The sequence below is a fragment of the Armatimonadota bacterium genome, assembly GCA_016789105.1.
Classification (GTDB): Bacteria; Armatimonadota; Fimbriimonadia; order Fimbriimonadales; family Fimbriimonadaceae; genus UphvI-Ar2.
The window spans coordinates 1-24664 of record JAEURN010000002.1; the positions used below are offsets into that span (position 1 = coordinate 1).

Annotated in this window: 24 protein-coding genes, 2 tRNA genes and 1 pseudogene; 12 read left to right on the forward strand and 15 right to left on the reverse strand. The window is 58.6% G+C overall.

Translation table 11 applies throughout. From position 1 onward, the window contains the following. Positions 1-178: 178 nt before the first annotated feature. Positions 179-254 (reverse strand) — tRNA-Ala (locus JNM28_00810). Positions 255-351: 97 nt separating this feature from the next. Between JNM28_00810 and JNM28_00815 the strand changes: the two genes are divergently transcribed. Further along, positions 352-427: transfer RNA gene (locus tag JNM28_00815), tRNA-Ala, on the forward strand. Position 428: 1 nt separating this feature from the next. On the opposite strand, the gene JNM28_00820 is transcribed toward JNM28_00815, so the two are convergent. The 6 genes from JNM28_00820 to JNM28_00845 form a co-directional block, all read right to left on the reverse strand. After that, a complete protein-coding gene (locus JNM28_00820; GenBank protein MBL8066970.1) occupies positions 429-2021 on the reverse strand; it encodes a hypothetical protein in 1593 nt (530 codons plus the stop codon). A 78-nt stretch (positions 2022-2099) separates the two neighbouring features. After that, positions 2100-3092 carry a TerC family protein gene (locus JNM28_00825; protein ID MBL8066971.1) on the reverse strand — a complete coding sequence of 331 codons (993 nt, stop codon included), beginning with the start codon at positions 3090-3092 and terminating at the stop codon, positions 2100-2102. Further along, positions 3092-3346 (reverse strand): zf-TFIIB domain-containing protein, encoded by a 255-nt coding sequence (locus JNM28_00830; protein MBL8066972.1) that lies wholly within the window; start codon positions 3344-3346, stop codon positions 3092-3094. The genes JNM28_00825 and JNM28_00830 overlap by 1 nt, the downstream gene beginning before the upstream one ends. A gap of 214 nt (positions 3347-3560) precedes the next feature. After that, positions 3561-4376, reverse strand: coding sequence for a carbohydrate ABC transporter permease (locus JNM28_00835; GenBank protein MBL8066973.1), 816 nt, complete (start codon positions 4374-4376; stop codon positions 3561-3563). Next, on the reverse strand, positions 4376-5248 hold the full coding sequence (locus tag JNM28_00840; protein MBL8066974.1) for a sugar ABC transporter permease: 873 nt from the start codon (positions 5246-5248) through the stop codon (positions 4376-4378). Before JNM28_00840 ends, JNM28_00835 begins: the two co-directional genes overlap by 1 nt. Next, positions 5245-6510: a sugar ABC transporter substrate-binding protein gene (locus JNM28_00845; GenBank protein MBL8066975.1), complete on the reverse strand. Its 1266-nt coding sequence runs from the start codon at positions 6508-6510 to the stop codon at positions 5245-5247. The genes JNM28_00840 and JNM28_00845 overlap by 4 nt, the downstream gene beginning before the upstream one ends. A 42-nt stretch (positions 6511-6552) precedes the next feature. On the opposite strand from JNM28_00845, the gene JNM28_00850 reads away from it, so the two are divergent. The 4 genes from JNM28_00850 to JNM28_00865 are packed head-to-tail and all read left to right on the forward strand — an operon-like array spanning position 6553 to position 11208. Next, the gene (locus JNM28_00850) at positions 6553-8649 is read left to right on the forward strand and encodes a hypothetical protein (protein MBL8066976.1); all 2097 of its coding nucleotides are present in this window, start codon (positions 6553-6555) and stop codon (positions 8647-8649) included. Between the two features lie 10 nt (positions 8650-8659). Then, positions 8660-9325: a DNA alkylation repair protein gene (locus JNM28_00855; protein ID MBL8066977.1), complete on the forward strand. Its 666-nt coding sequence runs from the start codon at positions 8660-8662 to the stop codon at positions 9323-9325. Between the two features lie 25 nt (positions 9326-9350). Then, positions 9351-10310, forward strand: a complete 960-nt coding sequence (locus JNM28_00860; protein ID MBL8066978.1) for a cysteine synthase family protein — start codon at positions 9351-9353, stop codon at positions 10308-10310. 1 nt (position 10311) lies between these two features. Beyond that, positions 10312-11208: a formamidopyrimidine-DNA glycosylase gene (locus tag JNM28_00865; GenBank protein ID MBL8066979.1), complete on the forward strand. Its 897-nt coding sequence runs from the start codon at positions 10312-10314 to the stop codon at positions 11206-11208. Positions 11209-11210: 2 nt separating this feature from the next. Here the strand turns inward: JNM28_00865 and JNM28_00870 are convergent, their stop codons facing one another. Beyond that, entirely contained in the window at positions 11211-12164 is a 954-nt protein-coding gene (locus JNM28_00870) for a hypothetical protein (protein MBL8066980.1), read from the reverse strand. Between the two features lie 291 nt (positions 12165-12455). Between JNM28_00870 and JNM28_00875 the strand changes: the two are divergent. Continuing rightward, positions 12456-12647: pseudogene (locus tag JNM28_00875) on the forward strand (prepilin-type N-terminal cleavage/methylation domain-containing protein). Between the two features lie 573 nt (positions 12648-13220). Here JNM28_00875 and JNM28_00880 read toward each other — a convergent pair. Next, on the reverse strand, positions 13221-13802 hold the full coding sequence (locus JNM28_00880) for a hypothetical protein (GenBank protein ID MBL8066981.1): 582 nt from the start codon (positions 13800-13802) through the stop codon (positions 13221-13223). A 17-nt stretch (positions 13803-13819) separates the two neighbouring features. Between JNM28_00880 and JNM28_00885 the strand changes: the two genes are divergently transcribed. Then, complete coding sequence (locus JNM28_00885; protein ID MBL8066982.1) at positions 13820-14551, forward strand: prepilin-type N-terminal cleavage/methylation domain-containing protein; 732 nt, start codon at positions 13820-13822, stop codon at positions 14549-14551. Here the strand turns inward: JNM28_00885 and JNM28_00890 are convergent. Then, positions 14548-15024 carry a hypothetical protein gene (locus JNM28_00890; GenBank protein ID MBL8066983.1) on the reverse strand — a complete coding sequence of 159 codons (477 nt, stop codon included), beginning with the start codon at positions 15022-15024 and terminating at the stop codon, positions 14548-14550. The genes JNM28_00885 and JNM28_00890 overlap by 4 nt on opposite strands. Positions 15025-15152: 128 nt before the next feature. Between JNM28_00890 and JNM28_00895 the strand changes: the two genes are divergently transcribed. Together JNM28_00895 and JNM28_00900 are read left to right on the forward strand one after the other, a co-directional pair. Further along, positions 15153-15761: an ArsR family transcriptional regulator gene (locus JNM28_00895; protein ID MBL8066984.1), complete on the forward strand. Its 609-nt coding sequence runs from the start codon at positions 15153-15155 to the stop codon at positions 15759-15761. A 66-nt stretch (positions 15762-15827) separates the two neighbouring features. After that, positions 15828-16907, forward strand: a complete 1080-nt coding sequence (locus JNM28_00900; protein ID MBL8066985.1) for a PEP-CTERM sorting domain-containing protein — start codon at positions 15828-15830, stop codon at positions 16905-16907. A 17-nt stretch (positions 16908-16924) separates the two neighbouring features. On the opposite strand, the gene JNM28_00905 is transcribed toward JNM28_00900, so the two are convergent. Further along, a complete protein-coding gene (locus tag JNM28_00905) occupies positions 16925-17134 on the reverse strand; it encodes a hypothetical protein (protein MBL8066986.1) in 210 nt (69 codons plus the stop codon). Between the two features lie 112 nt (positions 17135-17246). Between JNM28_00905 and JNM28_00910 the strand changes: the two genes are divergently transcribed. Beyond that, entirely contained in the window at positions 17247-17990 is a 744-nt protein-coding gene (locus tag JNM28_00910) for a hypothetical protein (GenBank protein ID MBL8066987.1), read from the forward strand. A gap of 36 nt (positions 17991-18026) precedes the next feature. Here the strand turns inward: JNM28_00910 and JNM28_00915 are convergent, their stop codons facing one another. Continuing rightward, positions 18027-18485 carry a hypothetical protein gene (locus JNM28_00915; protein ID MBL8066988.1) on the reverse strand — a complete coding sequence of 153 codons (459 nt, stop codon included), beginning with the start codon at positions 18483-18485 and terminating at the stop codon, positions 18027-18029. An 86-nt stretch (positions 18486-18571) separates the two neighbouring features. On the opposite strand from JNM28_00915, the gene JNM28_00920 reads away from it, so the two are divergent. Both JNM28_00920 and JNM28_00925 read left to right on the forward strand, forming a co-directional pair. After that, entirely contained in the window at positions 18572-19561 is a 990-nt protein-coding gene (locus JNM28_00920) for a tRNA-dihydrouridine synthase family protein (GenBank protein ID MBL8066989.1), read from the forward strand. Between the two features lie 70 nt (positions 19562-19631). Next, on the forward strand, positions 19632-20624 hold the full coding sequence (locus tag JNM28_00925; GenBank protein ID MBL8066990.1) for a lactonase family protein: 993 nt from the start codon (positions 19632-19634) through the stop codon (positions 20622-20624). Here JNM28_00925 and JNM28_00930 read toward each other — a convergent pair whose 3' ends face one another. The 3 genes from JNM28_00930 to JNM28_00940 form a co-directional block, all read right to left on the reverse strand. Next, positions 20625-23141, reverse strand: coding sequence for a hypothetical protein (locus JNM28_00930; protein ID MBL8066991.1), 2517 nt, complete (start codon positions 23139-23141; stop codon positions 20625-20627). 96 nt (positions 23142-23237) lie between these two features. After that, positions 23238-23549 carry a hypothetical protein gene (locus JNM28_00935; protein MBL8066992.1) on the reverse strand — a complete coding sequence of 104 codons (312 nt, stop codon included), beginning with the start codon at positions 23547-23549 and terminating at the stop codon, positions 23238-23240. Position 23550: 1 nt separating this feature from the next. Next, a complete protein-coding gene (locus tag JNM28_00940; GenBank protein ID MBL8066993.1) occupies positions 23551-24657 on the reverse strand; it encodes a histidinol-phosphate transaminase in 1107 nt (368 codons plus the stop codon). Between the last annotated feature and the right edge of the window lie 7 nt (positions 24658-24664).

Genomic DNA, 24664 nt, shown 5'->3' on the forward strand with positions numbered 1-24664 from the left:
TTCCAACCAAAAGCACGAACTGGTCGGATACATGTGTTCGAACTCGGTTTGGAGGGACGGAAAACTCGAAGTCGAGCTTCATGAGTTCTTTGATTTGATGCTAAATACCGTGATTTCGGAGCTTCCGAAAGAAGAGCCGGAGGAGGAAAAACGGCTCGTTTTTGTCAAATCTGTAGAGTGGTGGAGATGATGGGGCTCGAACCCACGACCTGTTCGTTGCGAACGAACCGCTCTCCCAGCTGAGCTACATCCCCGGATGAGAACAAGCAGTTTACCGCCGGCGGGCCTAATGAATCCCTGTGGGCGGGCCGACCCTCCAATTGGGCGGGTATCTTATGCGTTCGCCCGAGTGGGGGCTTAGCTCAGTTGGGAGAGCACCTGCCTTGCATGCAGGGGGTCAGGGGTTCGAGTCCCCTAGCCTCCACCACTCATTTCGATGGATCCTGCCTGATGGCGACCGGCACATAGCCGACCTCCAATCCCTTCGGAGGCTTTACCAACAGCGCGGGGTCAAGCGACGCGATTTTCCCGGCCGATGGCGGCGCCATATAGTTTTTTTCGGGAGTCCAATGACGGTGTATCTGCTCGACCAGTCGTTGTAAATCGGCCTTCTCGGTTACCGACAGCCCAGAATTCTGCATCGCGGGTTGATCCACAAACCGGTACCAGCTGTAAGTCACCACGCTCCCATCCGACAAAGTCGCCCGCATGGGGGGAGAGGCAGGACCAGGAGTAGCCCAAACCCCTTGGCCGCCATCTGATGGAAGGTAGCTCCGCGTCAAATCGGGTGAAGAAAAAATAACCGCGCCAAGGCCGGTATTTTCTGGAACTGCCTCTTGCTTGACGGCTTCGAACCCATTACCGGTCCGGCGGAAATACGCCGGGAATCCAGCCCGATAAAGCCCTTTCCCCCACGGCGAAAACGTCCCCGGCTTCCATTGCAAGCCAAAAGTGTAGGGATCGAGAGAGGCCGATTCGACCCACGACTCCACCCTGCTGACCGGTTGCTGGGGCCCCATGTCCAACCTGATCGGATTGGCCCGGAGCTTTTGGATCCGCGCCCCTTTGCCGTCGAAGGCGCCGCTCGGGATCGGGCCGCCGGCCATCCAGCCCTCCACCTGGTTCCACAAGGCCGACTTGGAATAGGCCGTCAAATTGTGGATGAGGACGGTCTTGCCGTCCTTGTCCGCCGGGAACTGGAGTTGGGGAATTTTGGCATAGCGGTCGCCGGCCACCGAATCGGCCACAAACTTTGGCACCGTGTTGATTTCAATGGCCCCGCTCCCCGCAAAACCGGGCAACGCATCCAAACCGCGCCCGACGGCCGGCGCATACCCGGCCGACATCTTCGACCACGCCGTTGGCAAATAGAAGGCCACCGGACCTCTGAAATTTGAGGTGTTGAAAAAGAGAGTCCAGCACTGGTTGCCGGTCTTGACCGGAACCTCCCGGGGGGCCACCAGCGGCAGGGCCATCCACGCGTAGCCCAGTAGCTCGCCCTTCGTCCTTTGAGAAAGGGTGACCCCATCAGGAGGGATCAGCATATGGGGGCTGAGTTGGACAATCCCCATCCATTCTGCCGGCAGGGCGCGGCCATAAAAATCCCAGCCGGGGGTCGATAGCTCGTGGTTGTAGCCGTCGACCGTGCCGTTGATTCGGAACTTGGCCGTGGGGGCGAGATAGCGGTTGCTTCCCCAAAACCCTAAACCACCCTCTATGGTCTGGAAGACCGTCCAAAAACTGGGGCCACGTTCCGGCATGGAATCCCGCGCTACCGTCCCCTTTGGCACAAGCGGTTCTTTGAAATTACGGTTGTCGGGCAGGATCCAGGTCGAAGCCAAGCCGATTTGGAATCCAGAAACGGGCTTTTCGGTCAACGGCCAAGCCGCAGAATAAAGGCTAACTCCAAAGCCGTACCCATCCGGCGTTTCTTCCGCAGTCGCATTGATGTACCCATGCAGACCCGATCGTTCGAGTTTGGGGAGTTCGGCTGGCAGCAACGCAACGAGCGCGGGGAGCATCGGCAAAGGTTACCGGCGGAGCCGGATTGGGATCTCCCTCATCTGGAATTTCCCAACCCGGATCCCTCACTTACCGCCTTAGGCAGCCACAGATGGATGCCGTCGCTCATGGCGGACCGATGCCACAATGGCAACCGCCAGGATTGACGCGATGATGGCCAGCGACCAGACAACCGGGAACTTGGGCCAATCGACAAACACCGCTTTCTCCAAATACCCATAGATCATCTTGCCCCCGACAAACACCAGGATCGCCGCGAGGCCATAGCCCAAGAACTTGAACATCTGCATCAATCCCGCCAGTGCAAAGAACAAGGCGCGGAGACCCAAGATGGCAAACACGTTGGACGTGAACACCAAGAACGGGTCGGATGTGATGGCAAAGATCGCTGGGATGGAATCAACGGCAAAAACGACGTCGGTGAACTCGATCACCAAAAGCACGACGAACAAAGGGGTGGCCCACAGCTTGCCGTTGATCCGGGTGAAGAACTTCTGGCCGACATAGTCGTCGGTCACCGGCAAAATCCGCCTCAATCCCCGGACAAGCGGGTTCTTTTCAGGGTCGATTTTCTTGTCTTTGGCCAGGGCCATCTTGACCCCCGTCAAGATCAGGAACCCGCCGAAGAGGATCATCATCCAGAAGAACCGTTCCAAAAGGGCAGATCCGGCGGCAATGAAAACCGCGCGGAACAGCAGGGCCCCCAAAATCCCCCAGAACAACACCCGGTGCTGATACTTGTCGGGAACCGCAAAATAGCCGAACACCAACACGAACACAAAGATGTTGTCGATGCTCAGAGCCTTTTCAACCAAGAAGCCGGCCAAAAAGGCCAATCCAGCCTCCTGGTTGCTAAGTGCGCTCCCCGGTTGGATCTTGTCCCAAGCCATGAATATCCCGGCATTAAAAGCCAAAGCAAGGGCGACCCACACAGCCGTCCAGCCGAGTGCCTCCTTCATTTCCACCTTGTGCGCCTTGCGGTGAAAGACCCCTAGGTCAAGGGCCAACATCAAGGCGACAAACCCAAGGAAGGATCCCCAAATCCAGATTGGGATGTTGGCAATCAGCATCAGAAGTCGAACAACTCCCCGAGCAGACCGCCCTTCTTCTTGCCCGGCTTGTGATGCCGGCTGCGGTCAAAACCGCGGTCGTCGTCGTCCCAGTCCCGGTGTTGGGGGCGGGCCTCCGCTTCCAAGTTCCGCTCGATGATTTTGTCGAGTTCCCCTCGGTCGAGCCAAACACCCCGGCACTGCGGGCAGTAATCGATCTCAATCCGCTGGCGCTCGGCCAGCAAAAGTTCCGTGTTGCATTTCGGGCACGTCATCGTTTTCTCCACTGAGACCACTTGCCCGGCAACAAAAAACCTCCACTGCCAGGCAGTGAAGGTCTCGCTTTTGCCGGTTGGCTCCGGCCCGAATGGGCGTGATGACGAATCCAACCACCCGGACGCACCGGGTTGCTACTCCCCTTCAGGGACTCTCCCTGCTAAACGCAATCTGTTGCCAAAACGTTTCCCGGTCCCACCAGATTCTTGGGCCTCACTTGATCCCGCTCATCTGGATGCCCCGCACAAACCATCTTTGGGCCAAAACAAACACTACGACCATCGGCATGAGTGTGACCACGGCCGCGGCCATTTGCAGAGGCCAGTTAGTGGCCCCGTAGCTGTTCTTGAAAATTGACAAACCCACTTCCAGGGTTCGCATCCGCATGGAGTTGGTGGCCAGCAACGGCCAGAAAAAATCTGTCCAAACGGCAAAGAAGGTGAACGCCGCCGCAGTGGCCAGCGCGGGCTTGCACAGAGGCATCACGACCTGGGCATAAATGCGCAAATGTCCCGCCCCGTCGATCTGGGAAGCCTCGTCCAGTTCGCGCGGGATCCCCACCATGAACTGGCGGAGCAAGAACACGTTGAAAGCGCTGGAGAGCCCCGGCACGACCAATGCCGCATAGGTGTCCAACCAGTGCAGATCCCGCATCAACAGATAAACCGGGATCTGGGTCACAACACCGGCAAACATCATCGAAGCGACAAAGAGGAAAAACACGGCATCGGCGCCCGGGAACCGGATCCGCGCCAAACCATAAGCCGCCAACGAACATACCACCAACTGCCCCGACACCACACAGACGGCGACGAACACCGAATTCAGCGCGAACCGGGCCACCGGCACTTCCGAATTCGTCAGCACAAGCCAATAGTTCTGCCACTGGGCGTGCGCGGGAATCAATTCGCCGTAATCCGGGATCGGGGCCCTGGTGGGATGCAAGCTGACCAAGACCATCCAGGCAAAGGGGGCAACAAGGAATGCCGCCAATGCAATCAGTGCCGCATATGCCAGCGCCCGGCGCATCAAAACACCCCCTCGGACTGCCGCCAAACCGTCCGCATCGGAATGAGGCTAAGCAACAACACCACTCCGAACAAAATCACCGACATCGCGCTGGCCTCACCGATTTGGAACCGCTCCCAAGCCGCCGAATAGATGTGATAACCCACCACGTCCGTCGTCCCTTCCGGGCCGCCCTTGGTCATCATGTAAATCGGGGTGAACACCTGCATGGCCCCGATCGTCCCGGTGAGCCCGACAAAAAACGTCGTTGGGGACAGCAGCGGCAAAGTCACCCGCGAGAACTGCTGCCAAGGACTGGCGCCATCCAGCTGGGCGGCCTCGTAAAAGGATTCCGGGATGTTCAGCAATCCCGAGACATAAAGGATCATCCGCGGACCAAGGCCAACCCAAATCCCCATGAACACCAACGCCGCCATCGCCCACCCCGGCGCACTCAGAAAGTCGGTGCCGTCCGGCAACCCCATCCAACCAAGGATCGCGTTCACCAGGCCTTTCTTGGGCAGGTAAATGTAAATCCAAACCATGGCGATGGCGACTTGGCTGCAAACCGCCGGCAGATAAAAAACCGTCCGGAAAAACGTGATGCCCTTCAGCCTTTGCGAGACCAACAGGGCCACCCCCAGCGCCACCGCCATCCCCAAGGGGACACTCGCCGCCGTGTAAACAAAGCTATTCATCAACGAACGCAAAAATTGGCCGTCATCGAATATCCGGGCAAAATTGCCGGTTCCGGCAAACCTCGGTCCACCCTTCAAGATGTTCCAATCGGTAAACGACAGGATGACGGCATAGGCGATGGGGCCGATCGCAAAAACTGCCAGGTGAATCAGGGCCGGTGCCACAAAGAGCCAACCGGTGCGCCGGGACTTCATGTCTTTCCCAATTGCCGGTCCACCCGCACGGCGAATTCGTGGAGGGCAGACCGGGTATCCCGGCCACTTTTGAGGATCCCATCCATGGCCTTTTGCCCTTCTGATTCCACAAAGTCGTAACCTTCGATGCTGGCCCCCCATGGCATCCGGCCCGACGGCACGATTTTCAAGAACTCCATTTCCAGATTGGTGTTGGCCCGTTCGCGGGCGATGTCTTTCCGCGCACAGATCCCCACGCCGCTGGACTGCACTTTCCGCTGGACCGGCTGGCTGGTGTAGTACTTGACAAATTCCCAGGCCAATCTTGGCTGCCGGCAATGTTTGCCAATCGCCCACCCAGATTCATAGATCACGGTCACCGGCTTCTGGCCCGGCTCTTTCACCGGGATCGGCGCGACCCCGATTTCCGACAGTTTGATTTTTGGGGCGTTGGCCAACCCGGTCAAGTTCCAATGGCCGCTCGTTTCCATCGCCGCCTCGGCATTTGCAAAAGGGGCCGCCCCCTCCGCCGCCATTTGGCTGAGCGAGGGCGCGACTTGGTGGCGGACGATCAAATCGCGCAACCAATCGACGGCGGCAACGGTCTTTGGCGAATCCGCCACCCCCACCGCCCGGCCATCCGGACCAAGCACGTCCCCGCCCCCGTTCCACACCCAGGGCAGCCATCCCGGCATCCAATTCCCAAATGTGTAGCCGAACTTGCCATCCCGGGTCAAAGCCTTGGCAGACCGCAAAAATTCGGCCCACGTCCATCCCGCCTTGGGGTAGCCGACCCCGGCTTCATCAAACAGCCGCTTGTTGTAGTAAACGACGAGCGGGGTGAAATCGACGGGAATCGCGTACACGGCATCGCCGCGACGGGCGATCTCCACTGTGTTCGGGAAAAACTCGTCCAAGTCGATTCCGTCCGGGCCCGCAATGTCGGTCGAGAGATCCCGTAGAACGCCGTTCTCGATGAACACCGCCGCGCTGCTGGCATCCAGGCGGATCACATCGGGTTCGGCCCCCGCCACAAAACTCAAGAGGAGTTTGCGGACATATTCTTGGCTACCGGGGATGTTCTCCATTTGAACCTCCACCCCGGGATGGAGGCGTTCGAACTCCTCGATCACCTCCCGCTCGATCCGGGCCGAATCGCTGTCGTCCCCCACGGCGTTCCAAACCGCGATCCGCAGCACCGTCTTAGGCTGCCCGGCGGGCTGGCACCCGGCAAGGCAAAGCACCAAGGCGACCGCCCCCCACTTGGGCCACGTTGCCTCCACACGGCCACTATACCGATCCACCTCAGTCAAAATGGCGATGCCATGCCCTTGCAGTGGACGGTTGATTACGGCAACGGGGCGATCCCCGTGGAACTCCCCCATGTTTGGCACCTGCAGGTGCCGATCACGTGGGAAGGGCCGGCAATTTACCGGGCTACAGCCAAGGTGGATCCCGATACACCAATACTCCTTTTCCACGGGGCGAGCTACCTGGCCGAAGTCTTTGTCGAGAGCGAACCAGTGGCCGACCATCGGGGGATTTGGGACGCCTTCACCGTCGATCTGACCCCATGGGCTAACCAACAGGTCGAAATCGAGGTCCGGATCACCAAAAATGGGGGCCGCCGGTTCCCGGTCAGGGATGTCGCCTCCGGATTCATCCCCTACGTCTTCCACACCTTTGGCGGACTGTTCCGGCCGGTCGAATTCGTAGGGCCGGGGTTCCAACTGCAAAAAGATGCGGCCCCGACCGGGGTCACCGTGGACAACGGGAGGATCCATATCAACGGCAAGCCGTTTTATGCCCGGGGCATCTTGACTTGGGGCTGGTATCCCCAATCCACCAACCCCCATGCCGACTTGGCAACCGTCCAGGCCGAGGCCGACCACATTCAGGACGCTGGCTTCAACCTAGTCAAATTCTGCCTCTGGCTCCCACCGCACCATTACCTGGAAGAACTCCATCGGCGCGGGATCTGGGCTTGGATCGAACTGCCGGTCTGGCTACCCAACCCAGATGCAACATGCCTCCACCAAATGGAGGAGGAATGCTTGCGGATTGTCGCCCAATACCGGCACCACCCAAACATTTTGGCATGGACGGCCGGTTGTGAACTCAGCGAGGGCATCGACCCCCAATGGCGCAAAGGGTTGGTCGAGAAAATTCAAGTTCTGACGGGGCATCCGCTGGTCAAAGACAATTCGGGCGGTGCAGAGATGTATGGCGGCCACCCGGATGAATTCGGCACGTTTGAAGATTTCCACCCCTATTGCGAACCAATGGACTACCCCGGCGTATTGGCTTCCCTCGCTCCCGGACCGCGTCCCACGATGCCGGCCCTGCTGGGGGAGTTCAACGACTACGACCTCTTCCGCCCGCTCCACCAATGGGTGGATGACTGTCCTTATTGGGCCAGCGGGGATCCGCAACTCAACGACCAGGGGGTGAGGTGGCAACATGATCTGCCGGCCATCATCGCGAAATGCCGGGATTCGGAACTCGGCGAATGGCTAAAGCGACATGGCAACGAACTGTCCCTCAACTCGCAACTCCAATCCATATGGATGCGCCAGCGCGCCTTTGACGCCACCCGCCTCCAGCCTTGGATCGATGGATGGGTGCTCACCGGTCTCCGGCACACCCCGATTTCCAGCGCGGGGATTTGGGATGACGGCGGTGAGCCAGCCTATCCGGTGCAAACCCTGCGCCAATGGACAGCCGATACGTCGCTTCTGCTCTTCCCGCGCCGGACTCCGCCTTGGGTCAATGGCGGAAACCGGGTGGGCTTTGAACCCGCGACCGTCCGGTTTGCTGGCAATTGCCGGTTCCATGCAGCCGTCCACAGTGTCGTTGAGCTCGAATCCACCTTAAGGTGGAAGATCGATGGCATTGGTAGCGGGGAATGCGCGACCACCCGGGTCAGGGCACTCGAAACTGTCGAAGTTGGCTCCTTCACCGCCGAACTCCCGGCTGGCCGGCACCGCTTGGAACTCTCGTTTGGCGACGCCGTCCGGGAATTCCCGATCCATGTCACCACTCCGCTCGACCGGTTTGATTTGAGCGTCACGCACACGCCCATGGCCACGCTTTCCCGGCCGTTCTTCCGCGAGGCCTGCCTGCAGTACCAACACCCCGCGTGGGCCGAACACGGGTGGCAAAACGACTTTGACCGGCTTGCGTTGGTCGCCTCAGACCAAGCCATCGACCCCCGCTGCCTACCCCAAGACGCAGAAATCCTGCTCACGCGGCTCGATACCCGCACATTTGAACGACTGCCCCTCGCCGCCCGCATCGGAGACCGTTTCGTGACAACACTGTTGCCTGGCTGCCCGCGCGGCGACCAACCGCCCGACCCATCCAAAAACCCCGCCGCCCACGACTTTTTGCGACTAGCCCAAAGGATCTTGGAATCGGAGTAACCTCACCACCATGACGTTCGAAGAAGCGATGGCCCGCCTGGAAAGCCTAGGGTCCGACAAAGTCAAAAAACTCAATATCCGCAACGGGGCCGGAGGTGACCAATTCGGGGTCAAACTGGGCGATATCCGCAACCTTGCTAAGGAAATCAAATCCGACCACACCCTAGCCCTCCAACTTTGGGATTCGGGCAACCTCGATGCCCGACTTCTTGGCCTGCTCGTGATGACGCCCAAACAAATCTCGGCCGAGCAACTCGATGAAATGGTTAAAGACGCCGGAAACGACCAAACCGCGGACTGGCTGATGACCAACATCGTCAAAAACCACCCGGCCGCGGAAGGGTTCCGCGAGCAATGGATGGCCGACCCGAACCCTTATGCCCGGCGGGCCGGGTGGAGCCTCACAACCCGGGGGGTCGCCAAACTTACCGACCCGGGTGCGCTCACCGCCCTCCTCGACCGGATCGAACGCGAGGCGCCAACGGCCCCCGCCCCCGCCCAATGGACGATGAACTATTGCCTCGCGGAAATCGGGATTACGTCACCAGAGCACCGCGACCGAGCCATCGCACTCGGCGAGCAACTCGGGATGTTCCGGGACTACCCGGTCTCAAAGGGCTGCGTCTCGCCCTATGCCCCTATTTGGATCGCTGAAATGGTCAGGCGAAAAAGCTGAGCCGACAAAAGCCATAATCCCTGCTATGGACAATTTGCCCGGGTGGGAGCCAACGCCCCTCGTCAAGGTTGACGGCATCTATGCCAAGGTCGAAATGGTCAACCCGTGTGGCAGCATTAAAGACCGCATTGCCCATTACATCATCTCGAGGAGCATGGAAACCGGGTGCCTGAAGCCCGGGATGGGGCTGATTGAAGCCACAAGCGGCAACACCGGCATCGCCCTCGCCTATTACGGCCAAAAGTATGGGTTCCCCGTGACCATTGTCATGCCCGAACACATGACGGAAGAGCGCAAGCAAATCATCCGCTCATTCGGGGCCGAACTCATCCTGTGTTCGCAAGAAGGCAGCTTTGCCGAAGCTGCCGAAATCCGCGACCGGATGGCCGCCGAGAATCCTGGCCTGTATTGCACCGACCAATTCAGCAACCCCCTCAATGTTGAATGCCACGAGCGCACCACCGGCCAAGAGCTTGCCACCCAAGTGCCGGGGCAGATCGACGCTTTTGTGGCGGGGGTAGGGACGGGGGGCACACTCATCGGGGTCGGCAACCGGCTGAGGCGCGACAACCCCCAAATCCACCTTGCCGCCGTGGAGCCCAAACAGGCGGCCGTCATGTCCGGGGGGCCGGAAAACAGTTCCCACCGGATTTTCGGCATCGGCGACGGGTTCATCCCCGCCATTGCCGGAGACGGCGAAGGGGGACTCCACCCCATGATCGACGAAGTCATCGTCATCTCCGATTGCGAAGCCTTGGATGCCGCCAAATACTTGGCCCGGGAACATGGGCTGCACGTCGGTATTTCCAGCGGGGCCAACTTCCTTGCCGCCAAAAAACTCCAAGACCGGTTCAACACCGTGGCCACCGTCTTTTCCGACGGGGCCCGCAAGTACCTCAGCCACGGTCTCACCCTCTGCGACCCAGACACATGCCAGTTCGCCGAACTCTGCGCCCGCTGTGTGATCGACAGGGCCGACGGCTGAAATGCCCGAACTCCCGGACATCGAGCTCTACATCGCTTGCTTGAGGCCGAGGGTAGTCGGCCAGTCCTTTTCCGAGTTCAAAACGTACAACCCGTTTGCTCTGCGAACCGTCACGCCCAAGCCCGCCGACCTGATCGGAACCCCGATCACCGACCTATGGAGGATCGGCAAGAGGATTGCCTTCGGTTTTGAAGGGGGTGCCACCATGGTGATCCATTTGATGTTGGCGGGCCGCTTCCGCTGGACCGCCCCAGTGGCGGCAATCCAAAGAAAAGTCACCCACGCCTCCTGGCGGTTCGGCGAAGGGTCGCTCCTCCTCACCGAGGCGAGCACCAAAAAGCGCGCCGGCATCTGGCTTTTCCCTGATCGGGAATCAGCCCAAACCCTGGATCCTGGCGGGCTTGAACCCCTGGCCTGCACGCCTGAGCAATTCGCCCGGGTGGTTGCCGAAGGGAACCACACCCTGAAACGGGCTCTGACTAACCCGTTCCAATTTTCCGGGATCGGCAACACGTTTTCCGATGAAATCCTCCATGCGGCCAAATTGAGCCCGTTCAAGCTCGGATCAAGCCTGAGCCCAGCGGAAATGGATGCCCTCTACCGGGCTACGGTCGAAACTCTCACCAAGTGGCGGGATCGGCTAATCGCCGAATTTGATGGCGGCGAAAAATTCCCCGGCCCGGGCCAGGTCACGGCCTTCCGACCCGATTACGCCGCCCACGGCAGATTCAAAGAACCGTGCCCGGTCTGCGGCAAGCCGATCCAACGGGTGGTCTATGCAGAACGCGAGTTCAACTACTGCGCCGTTTGTCAAACCGGCGGACGCCTGTTAGCCGACCGGTCGCTCTCCCGGTTGCTTAAAGACGACTGGCCCCGCTCAATTACCGACGACGAATAGTCCTATCTCATCCCGTCTGGGGGCAAAAGCGGCGGAATCACCGGCTTGCCAGACCGCGGCAATTTTGGCCGCATGATGGTTTTCAAATATTCCCACTTTTCGGCGTCGACAAACTCGCAATGGCTGTCGCAGAAACAAACCAAATAAGTTCCGTCGGGCCACGGTTTGGGGTCGTAGAGCAGGGGCATTTCCGTGATGTCTTCAATGACCGTGGCATTCAGGCCGGCAACCCCCACGTTGTAGCGGAAATCTCCCGGGCCGTTGGGATTCAAAGTCCGGAAAATCTCGCGGTTCTTGCAGTAGGGGTAGACCACGCTCTGGAAATACGGCGTACTTTCGACATAAGGGAATTCGTCGTCATAGTCCGCCAAATAAATCATCGTGGCCGTTCCCAGTTGCTTGATGTTGCTCATGCTGGTCGTCTTGGCCGACGCGGGGACAGCCGAAACCCCTTGCCCCCCACCAGAATTTGCCAATTCCCCCAACGCTTTGACAAACGAAGCCCGGTCCAATCCCGGTACCGCCTCGATCGACGAGATGTTGGCCGGATTCACAAGCCGCAACGTCATCACAAGCGACTCGGGCTTCATTTCGCCCATCCCTTCGGTGGTGGTTCCCGGAGTGGGGGCGTACACGTAAGTCACCAACAGTTCTTGGCCATAAAGCTTGACCGTAGACCCATTCGTCCAACTCGTGGAAATCAGTTGATAGGCGGTGGCGACCGCCGTCGAGTCTTCGCCGTCCGTCATGGCGCCCATCATGGCCAGGGTCATGATGGAGGCCATCGACATCCCGTTCATCTCCCCGCCCAGCTCCTTGACTTTGACAGGATAGTAATCATCCGGCAATTGAGAGATGGGCACCGACGCTTTCAACTCCGTCCCCGGGAAATTCTGGGCTAGGGCCGCCGGGACAACGGCAAACAGCAAGGCGGACAAAGCAAGCCAACGGGTCATGACGGAACTATTCTAGTCGCAAGGACGGTGCTTTTGTTCATCCAAACAACCGCAATCCTCGAGCGGGTCTGAAATGCACTGGCATCTGTATCGCATACCGCGCCCGCCCCCCAAAGTCAGGTGTCACAGTCAATCCGTTCCGGTGGGCAGCCCAGGTGCTTGGCTCAAACCAGGTCTTGCCGACAACCGAGGTGCCCGGAGAGACTAATTGCAGTCTCGGCCAGCGAATATGCGGGAAAATCGATGTTTTCCAAATGCGCGACTAGGTGGCAATTGTATAATCAAACAGTGATTTCACGCCGCGGGGCCTTTACTTTGATCGAACTGCTCGTTGTGATCGCAATCATCGCGATTTTGGCGGCGATCCTGTTCCCCGTCTTTGCCCAGGCCAAGGAATCTGCAAAGAAGACTGCCTGCCTCAGCAACAACAAGCAGATCGGTATTGCCCTCTACCTTTACTTGAGCGACTATGACGATAGCCTCCCCATGGCCAATTACCCGGCCCCGCCGGCCTATATGGGCCCCCCCTGGACTGTCTTCCAATTCCATAACGGGGCCGGGATTTCCGAACTCTCTTGGGCTGACTTGCTCAACCCGTACGCCAAAAACATCCAAATTTTTGCCTGCCCCGACGATGGGCAACAGGCCCGCACCTCGGGCGGGGCGGCAATCCCCGGCGAAAAACTCAGCTATGCCCTCAACTACTATTTTTACCGCCAGCCAAACGGCGTGTCCCGATTTGCCCTCACGGGAGGCAACATGTCGGAGATGACGGCTCCCGCTTCCAAAATCTTTATCGCCGAAACCGGAGTCGACGCAGCGGGTACCCGCCGGGAGATCGTCCGGCCCGACCGAGACGCCGGGATGCACCGCCACATCAACGGCGGCGCCAACTATGTTTATGCCGACACTCACGCCAAGAACCACACCGAGCCCAAGTGGTGGGCCACGGTGGCCCCCAGCGTGTGGGGCAATCCTGATATCGCCCAGGATCAACCCTGTCCGCAGTGGTTCCCTTGGGTTGAAGATACCGGCGAGAAGTGGTAATCGGTCGGCTTAGTTGCCGAACTTGACACCGGTGCCCGGCATGAGCCGGGCACCGGTGCTCCCATTGGAACCCGACTTGCCAGATTTGCCCCAGCCGTAGAATCCGACTCCGGTGACCGTGACTGTTTCATCGACAGTTTTCTTCTCTGGGGTCGGGTGGTATTTCTCTTCCAGTTCTTTACGGGTGGCGGCGATCTGCCCCTCCAACGGCGAACCCTTGCAGATTGATGGGTCAGGGACTTCCACAACTGTGTGCCCGCCCTTTTCACCCCGGATGACCATGTAGAAGTCACCGTCCTTTTTGAGTTCGATCGATTCCAAACGCCCATGCACCCGGAAAGTGTAGCGTTCGAACGATCCCCGCCGCCCCCCCAGGTCTGCCGGAAGATGCATCGCCATGAGCTCCTCCACGGTGATGTCTTTCGGGTTTAGGTCGATTTCGCTTGCCGCGGCATCCATCGTTGTCTTGACTAAGCGGCGCTCAGCGCGCAAATCCGTCTTGGGCTGGTGGGTTGCAGCCCAAATGCCAATCCCGGCCAAAACCAATAGCGAGCCGCCGATCACGATCTCTTTCGACTTGGCGTGTATCATGGGTCTCAAATCCAATTATGTCCGATCTGAAGTTCCGATGCGCCCGGAAACCATCTGGGTTTACGCTGGTCGAACTGCTTGTCGTCATCGCCCTGATCGCCATACTGGCCGCCATCATCTTTCCTGTATTCAGCCAAGCCAAAGAGGCCGGAAAGCGCAGCAGCTGCCTCAGCAATGTGAAAGAAACCGGAATGGCGGTCCAGCTCTATAACTCCGACTATGACAACACCTACTCTCAAACCCGTAAGTCCTCCAAAGATCCGGCAATTGACGATGCCGATGGCAGCCTGGAAGAGCCCGACTTCGGAAGTTTTTTCAACCGGTTGACACCCTACAAAGTCACTGGCGACATGCTTGGCAAGTGCCCCTCTGACCCCGACCCATTGGGCCGGGACTGCGACACTCCCGCCCCCGACCATCCCGATCTCCTGTCATATCTGGTGAACGGATATTTTGTGTTCGGCCTCGCCGAATCGGCGGTGGACAAACCAGCTGAAACCATCCTTCTTGCCGAGCGGCGATCACAAGGGACGGCAACCGCCGACCCGTTTTGCAATTATCTCTATCGCCCGTGGTTCAACCCTGGCAATCCCGCCGCCCCGGCCAACGATATGGATGCCCGCAATGGTGCCATTGCCACCAAACGGCACGTCCGGGCCAATTACGGCTTTGCCGACACCCATGTTAAGGCCCTTTCGTTTGACCAGACTTTCCAGGTTTCAGGATCGCCGAACCTCCATCGCCCCTAGCCGCCGGTATTCCACACCGGAGCTTGGGCACTGATGTCTGCCGCCAGCTTGTCAACGCATTTCTTGAACCAGGCAGGGGTGACCCCGTGGTTTTCCAGCGCGTAGCCGCACATCAAAACATCTTTCGAGGTCACGTAGAACATCGTGGGTTGGATGGATCCATTGGCCTTGAGCAACCCGGCGTAATTGGTCTTGGCCGTGGCCGGCCCCAAGTTGGCGGTCAGCCAAACATAGTTTTTGCTCGGACTGATCTCGGCCCCTACTGGCACATTAAAGGCATCCGTCTTGACCGTGAACGAGTACTTTTCTTTGCCGACCTCTTCATTCAAGACTTTAACTTCGTACCCGAGGTTTTCGACGAGTTTCTTGAGCTCAGGGGCGGTCAACGGCTCGGTTTCTGCCTGAGGCGATCCAATCCCGACCAATGAAGGCAAAGTGAGCGTGAGCCCAGCAAGGGCCATACCGATCTTCATATCAGTAAGGACGCGGAATAGCCGGCGGAGAGTCCGAAAAGCCTGATTTTTTTCCCTTTCAATCGCATGTATGAGTGATACTGTCTTTTGCTTTTTTGACGGAACCGGCTATGGAGAACCTCTACCCAATGCAAGTCGATGCGGTCACATTTAGTGATGAGCAACTCGCAGTTCTGGCATCAGCTCAGTGTAATGAGGTGTTTGAAGCCATCCCCTACGCTCATGCCTCATCAATTCGTGAAATTGCAAAGGAGGTCGATAAAAGCACTGCTTCAGTAGGAGAACATCTTGTCAAGCTTGTCGAAGCTGGGCTCGTTTTGGCTGTTGATTCTCGCAAAAGACGGGCACGAGAAGAGACTCTTTACGCACGATCCGCTTTTCGCTACAACCTTGACCCCCTCAAAATGAGCGATAAATCAAAGGAGCTCTATGTCACCAAGTTTCGATGTGAAATGAGGCAGATCGATCGACTGCACGCTCTCGCACAAAAGGGGCTCAATAATGATGCGTCCCTCATCGATCACATGCTCTATAAAAACTTTGCTGGTTATTTGAGCCCAGAGGGTGCCACAAAGGTTAAAGAAGCCCTTGTTCAAGCCCTCAGGGTTTTTGTTGACAACATGGAAACAGATCCCGCAAAGCGCGAGTCCGGTCACTACGTCCGAGCCAAGTTTGCGGCCATCTTAATGCCAGCCCAGACCGAAAGCGAACGCCGAATCAGAAAGAAAAAGCCCTGAAACAAAAGCCCTATTTGCCGGAACAATTCACGAATCCGGTTATCATAGCGTTCGTTGAGGACACGTATGACCCATTTCCAACGCTATCGCGCGCTCGCCCCCATAGCCCTGATGGCTTGTGCAGCTGTTGCCAATGCAGAACTGCACTACCATGTGACCGAAATCGGTGGTTTGCCCGGAGCCGACCACAGCTACATTTCGGCGATCAACAATTTGAACCACGTTGTCGGCACCAGTTATGCTCCAGGAACGAGCCGAGGATTTATGTGGCGAGAAGATTGGGGCGTGCTTGAAGTCCACCTCTATCATGCGGACTCTAGCGTTGCCACCGACATCAACGACAACGACGCCGTTGTTGGTTTCATGAGCGAGAACGGATTTGAGCATGGCTTTACAACCCACTATGGCGGTTGGTGGTTTAACGAAGGAATCGGCGGAGTATCCGGTGGTCACACTCAAGGGATCAACAACTTGAATCAAAGCGTAGGCGGCACCGGTTGGGCCGAAGACGTTCGGGCGACCGGGTGGCTTCTTGGTTCGCCAGGGTTTGGCTTGCCAAACTATGGGCCACAAGAACCATCAGTTGCATTCCGAATCAACGACTCTGGTGAGAGCGTTGGCTGGGCGAGACTCGCCGGACTGACCCGCGCCACATGGTTCCGGAACAACAACACGGTGTTCGACCTCCACGGGATGTTGCCCGGCGGAACCACCTCTAGCATTGCCAAAGATATCAACAACCTCGGGTGGGTCGTTGGTCATTTCCAAGATGGCAACAGTCACTCCTACGGTTTCGTTTTCAACCAAGAACTCGGTATGCAAGTGATAGACTATGGAACCGTTGGGCTCAACCTAAACGCGATCAACAACAGCGGCATGGCGGTTGGTCGTAGCAACGGAAGCGAAGCGTTGATTTGGACTCAAAACACGGGACTAATCAACATGAATTCGCTGATCGACCCCAATGATGGTTGGGATCTTGTAAACGCGATTGACATTAACGATAACGGATGGATTACCGGCCACGGAGTGCACAACGGTGTCTATACGACTTTTGTTGCGCGGCCCGATTCGGTTCCCGAGCCGGCGAGCCTATCAATCATCGCCATTGGTCTTGGCACCTTGGTCGCTCGACGGCGGCGATAACGGTTCATAGTCGGGGCTTACCAATCCCAAAGACTGTAATGGTCAGGGTCGGTGAGCTCCCGCTCATTTTCCGGCAACGCTTGTTCAATCAAAGCTCGGTGATACGCCTCAAGCGCCGCGCAACCGCCAAAAAACGTCAAAGCCGGGTGTTTGGCCCGGCCCGGCAATCTGCACTCGCCAAAGTCGGCCACCACTTTGCACACCTGGGGGTCATCTTTTAACTGCAATAAAATTTCTTTAAAAAATCACAATGAATTATTTGTGCGAGATCCTTGAAAAATGCTCAGAAAACTGGCAAAATTAGTTTTTCACCCAAATGGGTGGAGAGGAGCAAACAGCATGGAATTCAAAACGACCTTGGCCGTCGGCATGATTGCCGTCGCCTCCTTGGCACAGGCACAAAACATCACGTCCCGTAAGGGCGAAATGAGCTACACCTATGTTTACGGTGCGGGCGGAGACAGCCACTCGGACTCGTACTCAAACGTGAAGACGGCAATTCTCGGTAGCGACTTTGACGACGCCTTTTTCACCGGTTCGACCAGCGGCGTGCTGCCGGGCGGAACCCCCTATGCCGCCGGCGTGGGCACCAACCAGCATTACGAATATGCGGTCACCGGGCCGACCTCGTCCTTTAGCTCGATCTCGGCTTCCGGGTCGACAACCGTCACCACAACAACTTCTGGCGCAGGCACGGCCCAAATGCTGTCCTCTAACCCGGGGAACGAACAGGTCATCGAATTCACGTTGGATTCGTCGGTCGACTACACGCTCTCCGGCATGATCGAAACATCCCTCACCAACGCCGGAACGGCAAACTACGTTGACCTGAGGAGGTTCGATGGCATCACTTGGCAGATCGTTTACACGTCGATCTTCTTGCCCAACCAACAAGGCACGATTGCCTCGGCTGGGACTTTGACGGCCGGGCAGTACCGGTTGGGATCCGGCATCGCGCTCAATGCGTTTGGCAACCAAAATGAATCGGGGTCGTACAACTACCAGTTCGACGTCGTCCCCGAACCGGCCACGTGCCTGCTGGCCATCCCCGCATTGGCCCTTCTCCGGAAAAAGCGGAAATAACCTCTCGGAATCCCGGTAGCTAGGCCGGGGATGTGCTCAATGGGCGGGAGTTTGCCATTCCCACAGGCCGTAATGGTCTGGGTCGGCAAGTTCTCGCCCGTTTTCCCGCAACGCTTGTTCGATCAAAGCTCGGTGGTACGCCTCATGCGCCACGCAATAGGCAAAAAACGTCAAAACCGGTTGTTTGGCCCGGCCCGGAGACCCGGCCCTATTCCGGATCAAAGTCTGCATGAGCCGGTTGGATTCCTCCAAACCCGCTTGGATCTCTTGCCTCTCAGCGGTTTTGGCGTTCAAAGGCTTGAAATCGAATGCCGGCATCCCTTTAACCCCCTCGCACCACATGCCGCGCACTTTGACCAGGTGCACAAAGGCTGACCGCACCGTTTTGCCGCGCCCCGGTTTCAAATCAAAGGCATCATCGGGGATCAGAGCCAGCAATCGCTGGTTCACGTCGTTGTTTGCGTCCCAAGCGGCGACCAGGTCTTCTTGATCCACCTCGGGAGTCTACCGAGGCCCAAAGCCCGCACAACCCATAATAGGGCGTGGCTGAACGGGATCGCCCTGCCTTGATCCTCGCCCCGATGGACGGCATCACCGATGCCGCCATGCGGGCGTTCCAGGGTGCCCAAGGGGCGTTCACCGGTGCCGTTAGCGAGTTTGTCCGGGTCAGCAATCAGCCGCTCCCGCGCAAAGTGTTTGCCCGGGATATCCCGGAGCTTGCAACCGGCTGCCGGACCGAAACCGGACTCCATGTTCAGGTTCAAATCTTGGGTGGCGATCCCGATTGCATGGCCGCCAGCGCCCTCAACGCCGTTTCTGCCGGAGCCGACTCGCTCGACATCAACTTTGGTTGCCCGGCCCCCACCGTCAACCGCAACGACGGAGGAGCCTCAATCCTCCGGTGCCCTAACCGGGTTTTTGAAATCACCCGCGCGGTACGGCAAGCCGTCCCCCCCGAAATCCCGGTCAGCGTGAAAGTCCGGCTCGGTTGGGATACCATCGACGCCATCCACGCCAATGCCGAAATGGCAGAACGCGCCGGTGCCGCCTGGATCACCATCCACGCCCGGACTAAAACGCAAGGCTACTCCCCGCCCGTCTATTGGGAACCCGTCGCGCAGGTGCGCCGGAGTGCTTCCATCCCCATTGTCGCCAATGGCGATATTTGGACATTGGATGACCTGGAGCGGTGCGAAAGCATGACCGGGTGCCGTCACTTCATGATCGGGAGGCCAGCCCTGGCCGATCCGAGGTTTCCCCACCTGGCCGCCCAACACCTTGGCCTGGCCAAACGATCCCCAATCCCCTCAACCGACTGGGTTGCCTTGTTTGAGGGGTTGCTCGCCTTTTCAGACCGGTTTTATGGGCCAGGCAACCCCCATTCACTCAACCGCCTGAAACAGTGGTTGGCATTGGCTTCCCGATTCGGCCAATTCGAAGGATTCGACAACTTGAAGAGGATTCCAGACCGGCGAGGATTCCTGGATGCATTGAAAGCATCTCAAGCTCCGTCGGACTTCATTTCAGATCCATCAGCGGCGTCCCGCCGTCCAGTTTCCCCGGTCGGCTGATCCTTTTCGACCGGCTCTGTCCCGCCCCGTGATTGCCCCAGCCGGGCCGATTCATGTAACCTGGCAAAAATTGGCGATCCCCTTTTTCATCGCAACCTACACGGCTCCCAACGGATCACAGGGGATCTACAAATCCACCCTAGATCTGGAAACCGGTGCCCTTTCTCAGCCAATCCTGGCCGCTGCGACCCCCAACCCCAGTTACCTGGCCATTTCCCCGGATCGACGCTGGATTGCTTGCGTGAACGAACAGAACCCGGGCCAAATGACGCTTTTTTCGCTCTCGCCGGAGGATGAGCTCCATGATCCCCGCGTTTTGCCGTTGCAAGGCAAGGGGCCCTGCTTTCTGCAATTTTTGCCAGATTCCCAGAGCCTGCTAGCCGCAAGCTATGGCTCAGGAGATTTCGAGTGCGTCTCCTTGGCCGGCAAACCGCTGTGGGGTTGGAACAACGTCCAAGCTGGACAATCACCGCCCCACGCCCACTGTCTCCAACCCCTGCCAAATTCTCCGTTCGCCGTCGGCACAGACCTCGGGCGGGACTTGGTCTTGACCTTTCGAGATGGGCGGCCGGTGCAAGCGCATGTTTTGGCCGCCGGCTCTCCTCGCCACTTCGCTTTCGACCCGACGGGGAAGCGGCTTTATGTCGGCAGCGAGCACGGCAACTCCGTCACAACCCTTGAAATCGACCGGGAATCGGGGGCCATGACCGAAACCCAAACGCTCAGCACCTTGCCCATGGATTTCCAGGGCAACAACACGACAGCGGAGGTCTTGCTCCACCCTTCTGGCAAGTGGCTGTATGTCTCCAACCGGGGACACGATTCCATCGCGTGCTTCCCCCGTTTGCCAAACGGGGTTTTGGCGAAGCCGTCCATTGCCACCATCGCCGCCAAAACCCCGCGCGGCATGGCGATCGACCCCTCTGGCCGTTACCTTTTGGTTGCCGGGCAGGAGAACGGAATCGTCACCAGCCTCAAGATCGACGGATCGACCGGCCTCCCATCGCCGACAGGGTTCGAAATCAAACTGTCAAAGCCTGTGCATATGCTTTTCCTGGACTAACTACCCTGGGCCGAGAACTATGGCGTTCAAAACCATTTTCCAAAGGCCCGGCCATTGAGCGCGTTCCGTCGGGTCGTCTGCAAACCAAGTCACCCGACCCCGGCCAAGCTCAACCGATTCGCACCAGGACGTCCCTTCCAATGTCTTTGGCGAATCATCCCAGGCCCAGCCGCTAAGAAACCCATTGGGCACAACTTTGGCCGCCGATTGCCCGTCGCCCTTGAAAAATCGGGTGCCAGAAATCGGCACCGCCAACTTGACCTTCCCATCTTTGTCCCGTGGGTAGCCGTATGAAATCACACTGGAGGAATCCAGTTCAGCGCGGAACAAGGTGCCCGGGATCTCGTCTTCCCCATCGACGCCTTTGAGGTCAAAGAACCCATCCCCTCCCATGGCCCAATCGCCGCCACCCAGCAAAACAAGCGACCCGCCCTCCGAAACCCATTCCCGCAGAGATTCGTCCAGCTTGAGGCTGACTCCGGCCGGGATCACCAAAGCCGTCACGTCTGGGAGTGCGGCTTTCCAGCCCCGGCTGGTCAGCGATCGGAACGGGAGTTGGAATTCCCTCTCCATTAAGTACCACAGCGAACCTCCACTCAGACTCCCGGCATCGCCCAAGACCACTCCGATTTCCGGTTTGCGCAAGTATTGGATGGTCTCGCTCCCGGGTCCCTGCCGACCGACGTCAGGGAAACTCGTGGACAACGGGAGCCACCCGTTCCGCCGATCCGCAAACCGCGACAAATCCGCCTCCGGGTTGCGCTGCCTGAGAACCAAGAACGAGCCGGGCAGGACCCCCTGCCCTTGGACGACCATCTTTTTGCGAACCAACGAGACCCGGATCCCCGACCTCATGGCCGCAACCGCTTCGAACATGTCGTCCCGGTCGCGATAGGGCAGGTAATAGCCGACAACCGGGCCATCGACGGCGAAGGACGGGTCGCCGATCATGGACATCCCGAATCCAGGCGTGTCTTCGCACCACCAGGCGTCGATTCCATAGGCGTATGGCAGGCTCCAACCCGTCAGGTCGTAAAACTCGAAATTGTCGATCTCATCAAACGGCTGACCATCCTTGCGGGCCTGGGCGAGCTTCTTCTGCCGTTCGACGAACTCCGGTTCAAAATCACTTCCGGGCTCTAACATCGCCTTGGCGAGCGGACCTTGGCTTTGCGCCATGTCAACTACGAGGCTTGGGCCGCTGAACTCGCGCCGACCCGATTCTCTCGACCAATAGTCGTGAGATTTGGCTTGTGTCCAGACCCCTTCGGTATACGTGCTTTCGACACCCATCCGGCCTAGATGGGTTTGCAAACGGAGCAGCTCCCGCCGGTCGCCTTGGAGCACGACCCGCTTGAAATCACCTGCGAATTCCCCGCTATTCGCCGCCATTTTGAAGTCGGCGTAATCCGACATAAGCCCCTCAGCTTGGGTGGCGGCACCCTGGATCACGGCCAATGCGCTGACCATGTGCTTTTCAATGCCCTCGCGCAAGGTCACCGTGAACCCGTCCCGGTCTTCGGAATTGATGACCCGGCCGCCATTGGTTTCGTGCGTCATACCGATCGCCCCCGTCAAGGTGGCAAATGAATCGAGATAGCACGGCGCATACAAGTCAAAACTGTCGCGCACAAAATAGCTCCAACCCTGGCCGTCGAACGCTTGGGCCGTTGCCCGGCCGAAGATTTCCGTCCACTTGACATACCGATCCCGGCCGACGTTGACGTTGATGCTTTGCTGGACAGGCGGCATAAAGTAGTTTTCGACCTGGCCATGTTGGTCTGCATAGACCTGGGGGTTCCAGGAAAGCATGAATACCACTTCTTGGCGGGTTTCCAGCTGGCTCATCGCAATCCGGTCGCGGTTCATATCGAACCGGTAATGGTTCGCGCGGCCCAAAAATGCGGAAGGGATAGCCCGGTCGTAGCTCCCCTCTTTGCCATTGCCGTTGGGGATGGAATTGTAGGCCACCACATACCGTTCGTGACCATCAGGGTTGTAGCAGGGGTTGACCATGACCACGACCTTTTCCAAGGCCCCCACAATCGCCGGGTCGTTGCTGGCCGCCAGGTTGTAGATAAGGGCCATTGCACTTTCAAAACTCGCCGTTTCGTCGCCATGGATGCATTCGTTGACCCAGACGATCGGCGGCGTGCTTTCCAATCCGCGCAAGCTGTCGCCCTTCTTTGCTTTAGCCAGTCGGGCATGGGCCGCCCGGATTTCGTCGAGGCGGGCGATGTTCCCCGGGGAACTAATGGCGACCACCCGCAACGGCCTCCCTTCGGTGCTGGTGCCATAGGGCAAGTACTTGGTCCGAGCGCTCGAATCCACAATCGCGCGCACCACCCTTTCCTGATCCATCAACACGGTGTGGCGCGTGCCAAGTCGATAGCCTAAGACTTGTTCGGGTTCGGGGATCGAGTCCTCGTAGGGCGCATGCGCGCGCAGCCGATCCCCATCGGCGATTGCCGGGCGGGAAAGCACGGCCGCAAGACCCAGGGAAAACGCTCCAAGCATCGCCGGAGTATAACGCGCCCGGGCAGGCAGAAGCCTCTGAGATCGTCAATCATCCGTTGGTCAGCCGACAAACGGGTCAGGCAAATGCCGGTTCCCCTAAACCTCAAGGACTGACAGTTCGAATCCGTCGGCAGACTCGCCCAACATGCCCTGTATGGCTCCCACCAGTCCCTCTGGATCGCAATCGGCCAACCAAGGAACCTGGAGCACGTGCGAAACCGATTCCGGGTCGGGCCCGTTGATCTCGCAATATTCGAAGTCAAACGAAACCACCCCGCTTCGTCCCGCCGAACGGAGTTCGGAAATCAGTGATCCGACATCAGCCGCCAGTTCTTCCACCGAACCCGCCGTGCTGGCCGCCACAAACAGGTTGCCGAATTGATCCGTTGCTTCCCACTGAACCGCCATATCAGACCCCCGCCCCCAACACCACTTGGGCAAACGCCCTCAGGAACACCTCGATTTCTTCGGACGTCCCGATGCTCACCCGGATATGGCCCGGCATGCCGAGCGGGCCCCCGCTCCGCACGATCACCCCCAGTTTGAGCAGTTCTTGGAACACGTCCTGGCCCGGACGCTTGACATCGATGCAAATGAAGTTGGCCCGCGATGGCACCGTTGGGAAGCCCCACTCCGCCATCTGCTTTTCGATGCGAAGGATTCCAGCTTTATTGGATTCCACCGATTGGTGGAGAAATTCGCTGTCGCCCAGTGCCGCAATCGCCGCCGACTGGGCCAAAGAATTCACATTGAACGGTTCTCGCGCACGGTCCATGGCATCGGCGAGGTCAGCCGGCACCAACCCGAACCCGATCCTGATCCCGGCCAACCCATACGCCTTGGAAAACGTCCGCAACACCGAGACGTTCGCCCCGGACTTCAACAAGTCCACCGACCGCACCGGGTCATCGACATCTTGTCCGAACTCAAAATAGGCCTCATCCAAAACAAGCATCGCCGAAGCCGGCAACTGGCGACAAAATTCCGCAACCTCGGCGTGCGCCAACACGGTCCCGGTCGGATTGTGGGGATTGGCGATAAAGACAAGCTTGGTGTGGTCGTCGCAAGCCTCCAGCATGCGGCCCAGGTCGTGCCGCCATTCGGCGTCCAAAGGGACCCGCCGGTGTTCGGCTCCCGACAACCCGGCGGCGGCATCGTAGCGGACAAAGCTCGGGGAACCCGTCACGATGTCGTCGCCCGGTTCCAGATAAACGAGCCCGAGCAAATGGATCAATTCATCGCTCCCGTTGCCCAACACCACCTGGTTCATCGGCAAGCCGAACCGGTCGGCGACCGCCTCTTTCAGCACATGGCCACTGGCATCCGGATAAAGGTGCAGCTGGCTGGCCGCTTGCCGCACCGCTTCCACAGCCCGGGGGCTCGGGCCAAGTGGGTTTTCGTTGCTTGCCAGCTTGACCACGTCGGTAAGGCCGAGCTCGCGCTTCACCTCGTCGATCGGTTTGCCCGGGACGTAAGGCGTCATCCGCAAGACGTCGGCGCGGATCTTCGGGGACATGTTGGCA

Bases quoted from the DNA above. Each gene is read 5' to 3' on its own strand.
- JNM28_00820 (MBL8066970.1), bottom strand. From the start codon at position 2,021: ATGCTCCCCGCGCTCGTTGCGTTGCTGCCAGCCGAACTCCCCAAACTC.
- JNM28_00825 (MBL8066971.1), bottom strand. From the start codon at position 3,092: ATGCTGATTGCCAACATCCCAATCTGGATTTGGGGATCCTTCCTTGGG.
- JNM28_00830 (MBL8066972.1), bottom strand. From the start codon at position 3,346: ATGACGTGCCCGAAATGCAACACGGAACTTTTGCTGGCCGAGCGCCAG.
- JNM28_00835 (MBL8066973.1), bottom strand. From the start codon at position 4,376: ATGCGCCGGGCGCTGGCATATGCGGCACTGATTGCATTGGCGGCATTC.
- JNM28_00840 (MBL8066974.1), bottom strand. From the start codon at position 5,248: ATGAAGTCCCGGCGCACCGGTTGGCTCTTTGTGGCACCGGCCCTGATT.
- JNM28_00850 (MBL8066976.1), top strand. From the start codon at position 6,553: ATGCCCTTGCAGTGGACGGTTGATTACGGCAACGGGGCGATCCCCGTG.
- JNM28_00855 (MBL8066977.1), top strand. From the start codon at position 8,660: ATGACGTTCGAAGAAGCGATGGCCCGCCTGGAAAGCCTAGGGTCCGAC.
- JNM28_00860 (MBL8066978.1), top strand. From the start codon at position 9,351: ATGGACAATTTGCCCGGGTGGGAGCCAACGCCCCTCGTCAAGGTTGAC.
- JNM28_00865 (MBL8066979.1), top strand. From the start codon at position 10,312: ATGCCCGAACTCCCGGACATCGAGCTCTACATCGCTTGCTTGAGGCCG.
- JNM28_00870 (MBL8066980.1), bottom strand. From the start codon at position 12,164: ATGACCCGTTGGCTTGCTTTGTCCGCCTTGCTGTTTGCCGTTGTCCCG.
- JNM28_00880 (MBL8066981.1), bottom strand. From the start codon at position 13,802: ATGATACACGCCAAGTCGAAAGAGATCGTGATCGGCGGCTCGCTATTG.
- JNM28_00885 (MBL8066982.1), top strand. From the start codon at position 13,820: ATGTCCGATCTGAAGTTCCGATGCGCCCGGAAACCATCTGGGTTTACG.
- JNM28_00890 (MBL8066983.1), bottom strand. From the start codon at position 15,024: ATGAAGATCGGTATGGCCCTTGCTGGGCTCACGCTCACTTTGCCTTCA.
- JNM28_00895 (MBL8066984.1), top strand. From the start codon at position 15,153: ATGCAAGTCGATGCGGTCACATTTAGTGATGAGCAACTCGCAGTTCTG.
- JNM28_00900 (MBL8066985.1), top strand. From the start codon at position 15,828: ATGACCCATTTCCAACGCTATCGCGCGCTCGCCCCCATAGCCCTGATG.
- JNM28_00910 (MBL8066987.1), top strand. From the start codon at position 17,247: ATGGAATTCAAAACGACCTTGGCCGTCGGCATGATTGCCGTCGCCTCC.
- JNM28_00920 (MBL8066989.1), top strand. From the start codon at position 18,572: ATGGACGGCATCACCGATGCCGCCATGCGGGCGTTCCAGGGTGCCCAA.
- JNM28_00930 (MBL8066991.1), bottom strand. From the start codon at position 23,141: ATGCTTGGAGCGTTTTCCCTGGGTCTTGCGGCCGTGCTTTCCCGCCCG.
- JNM28_00935 (MBL8066992.1), bottom strand. From the start codon at position 23,549: ATGGCGGTTCAGTGGGAAGCAACGGATCAATTCGGCAACCTGTTTGTG.
- JNM28_00940 (MBL8066993.1), bottom strand. From the start codon at position 24,657: ATGTCCCCGAAGATCCGCGCCGACGTCTTGCGGATGACGCCTTACGTC.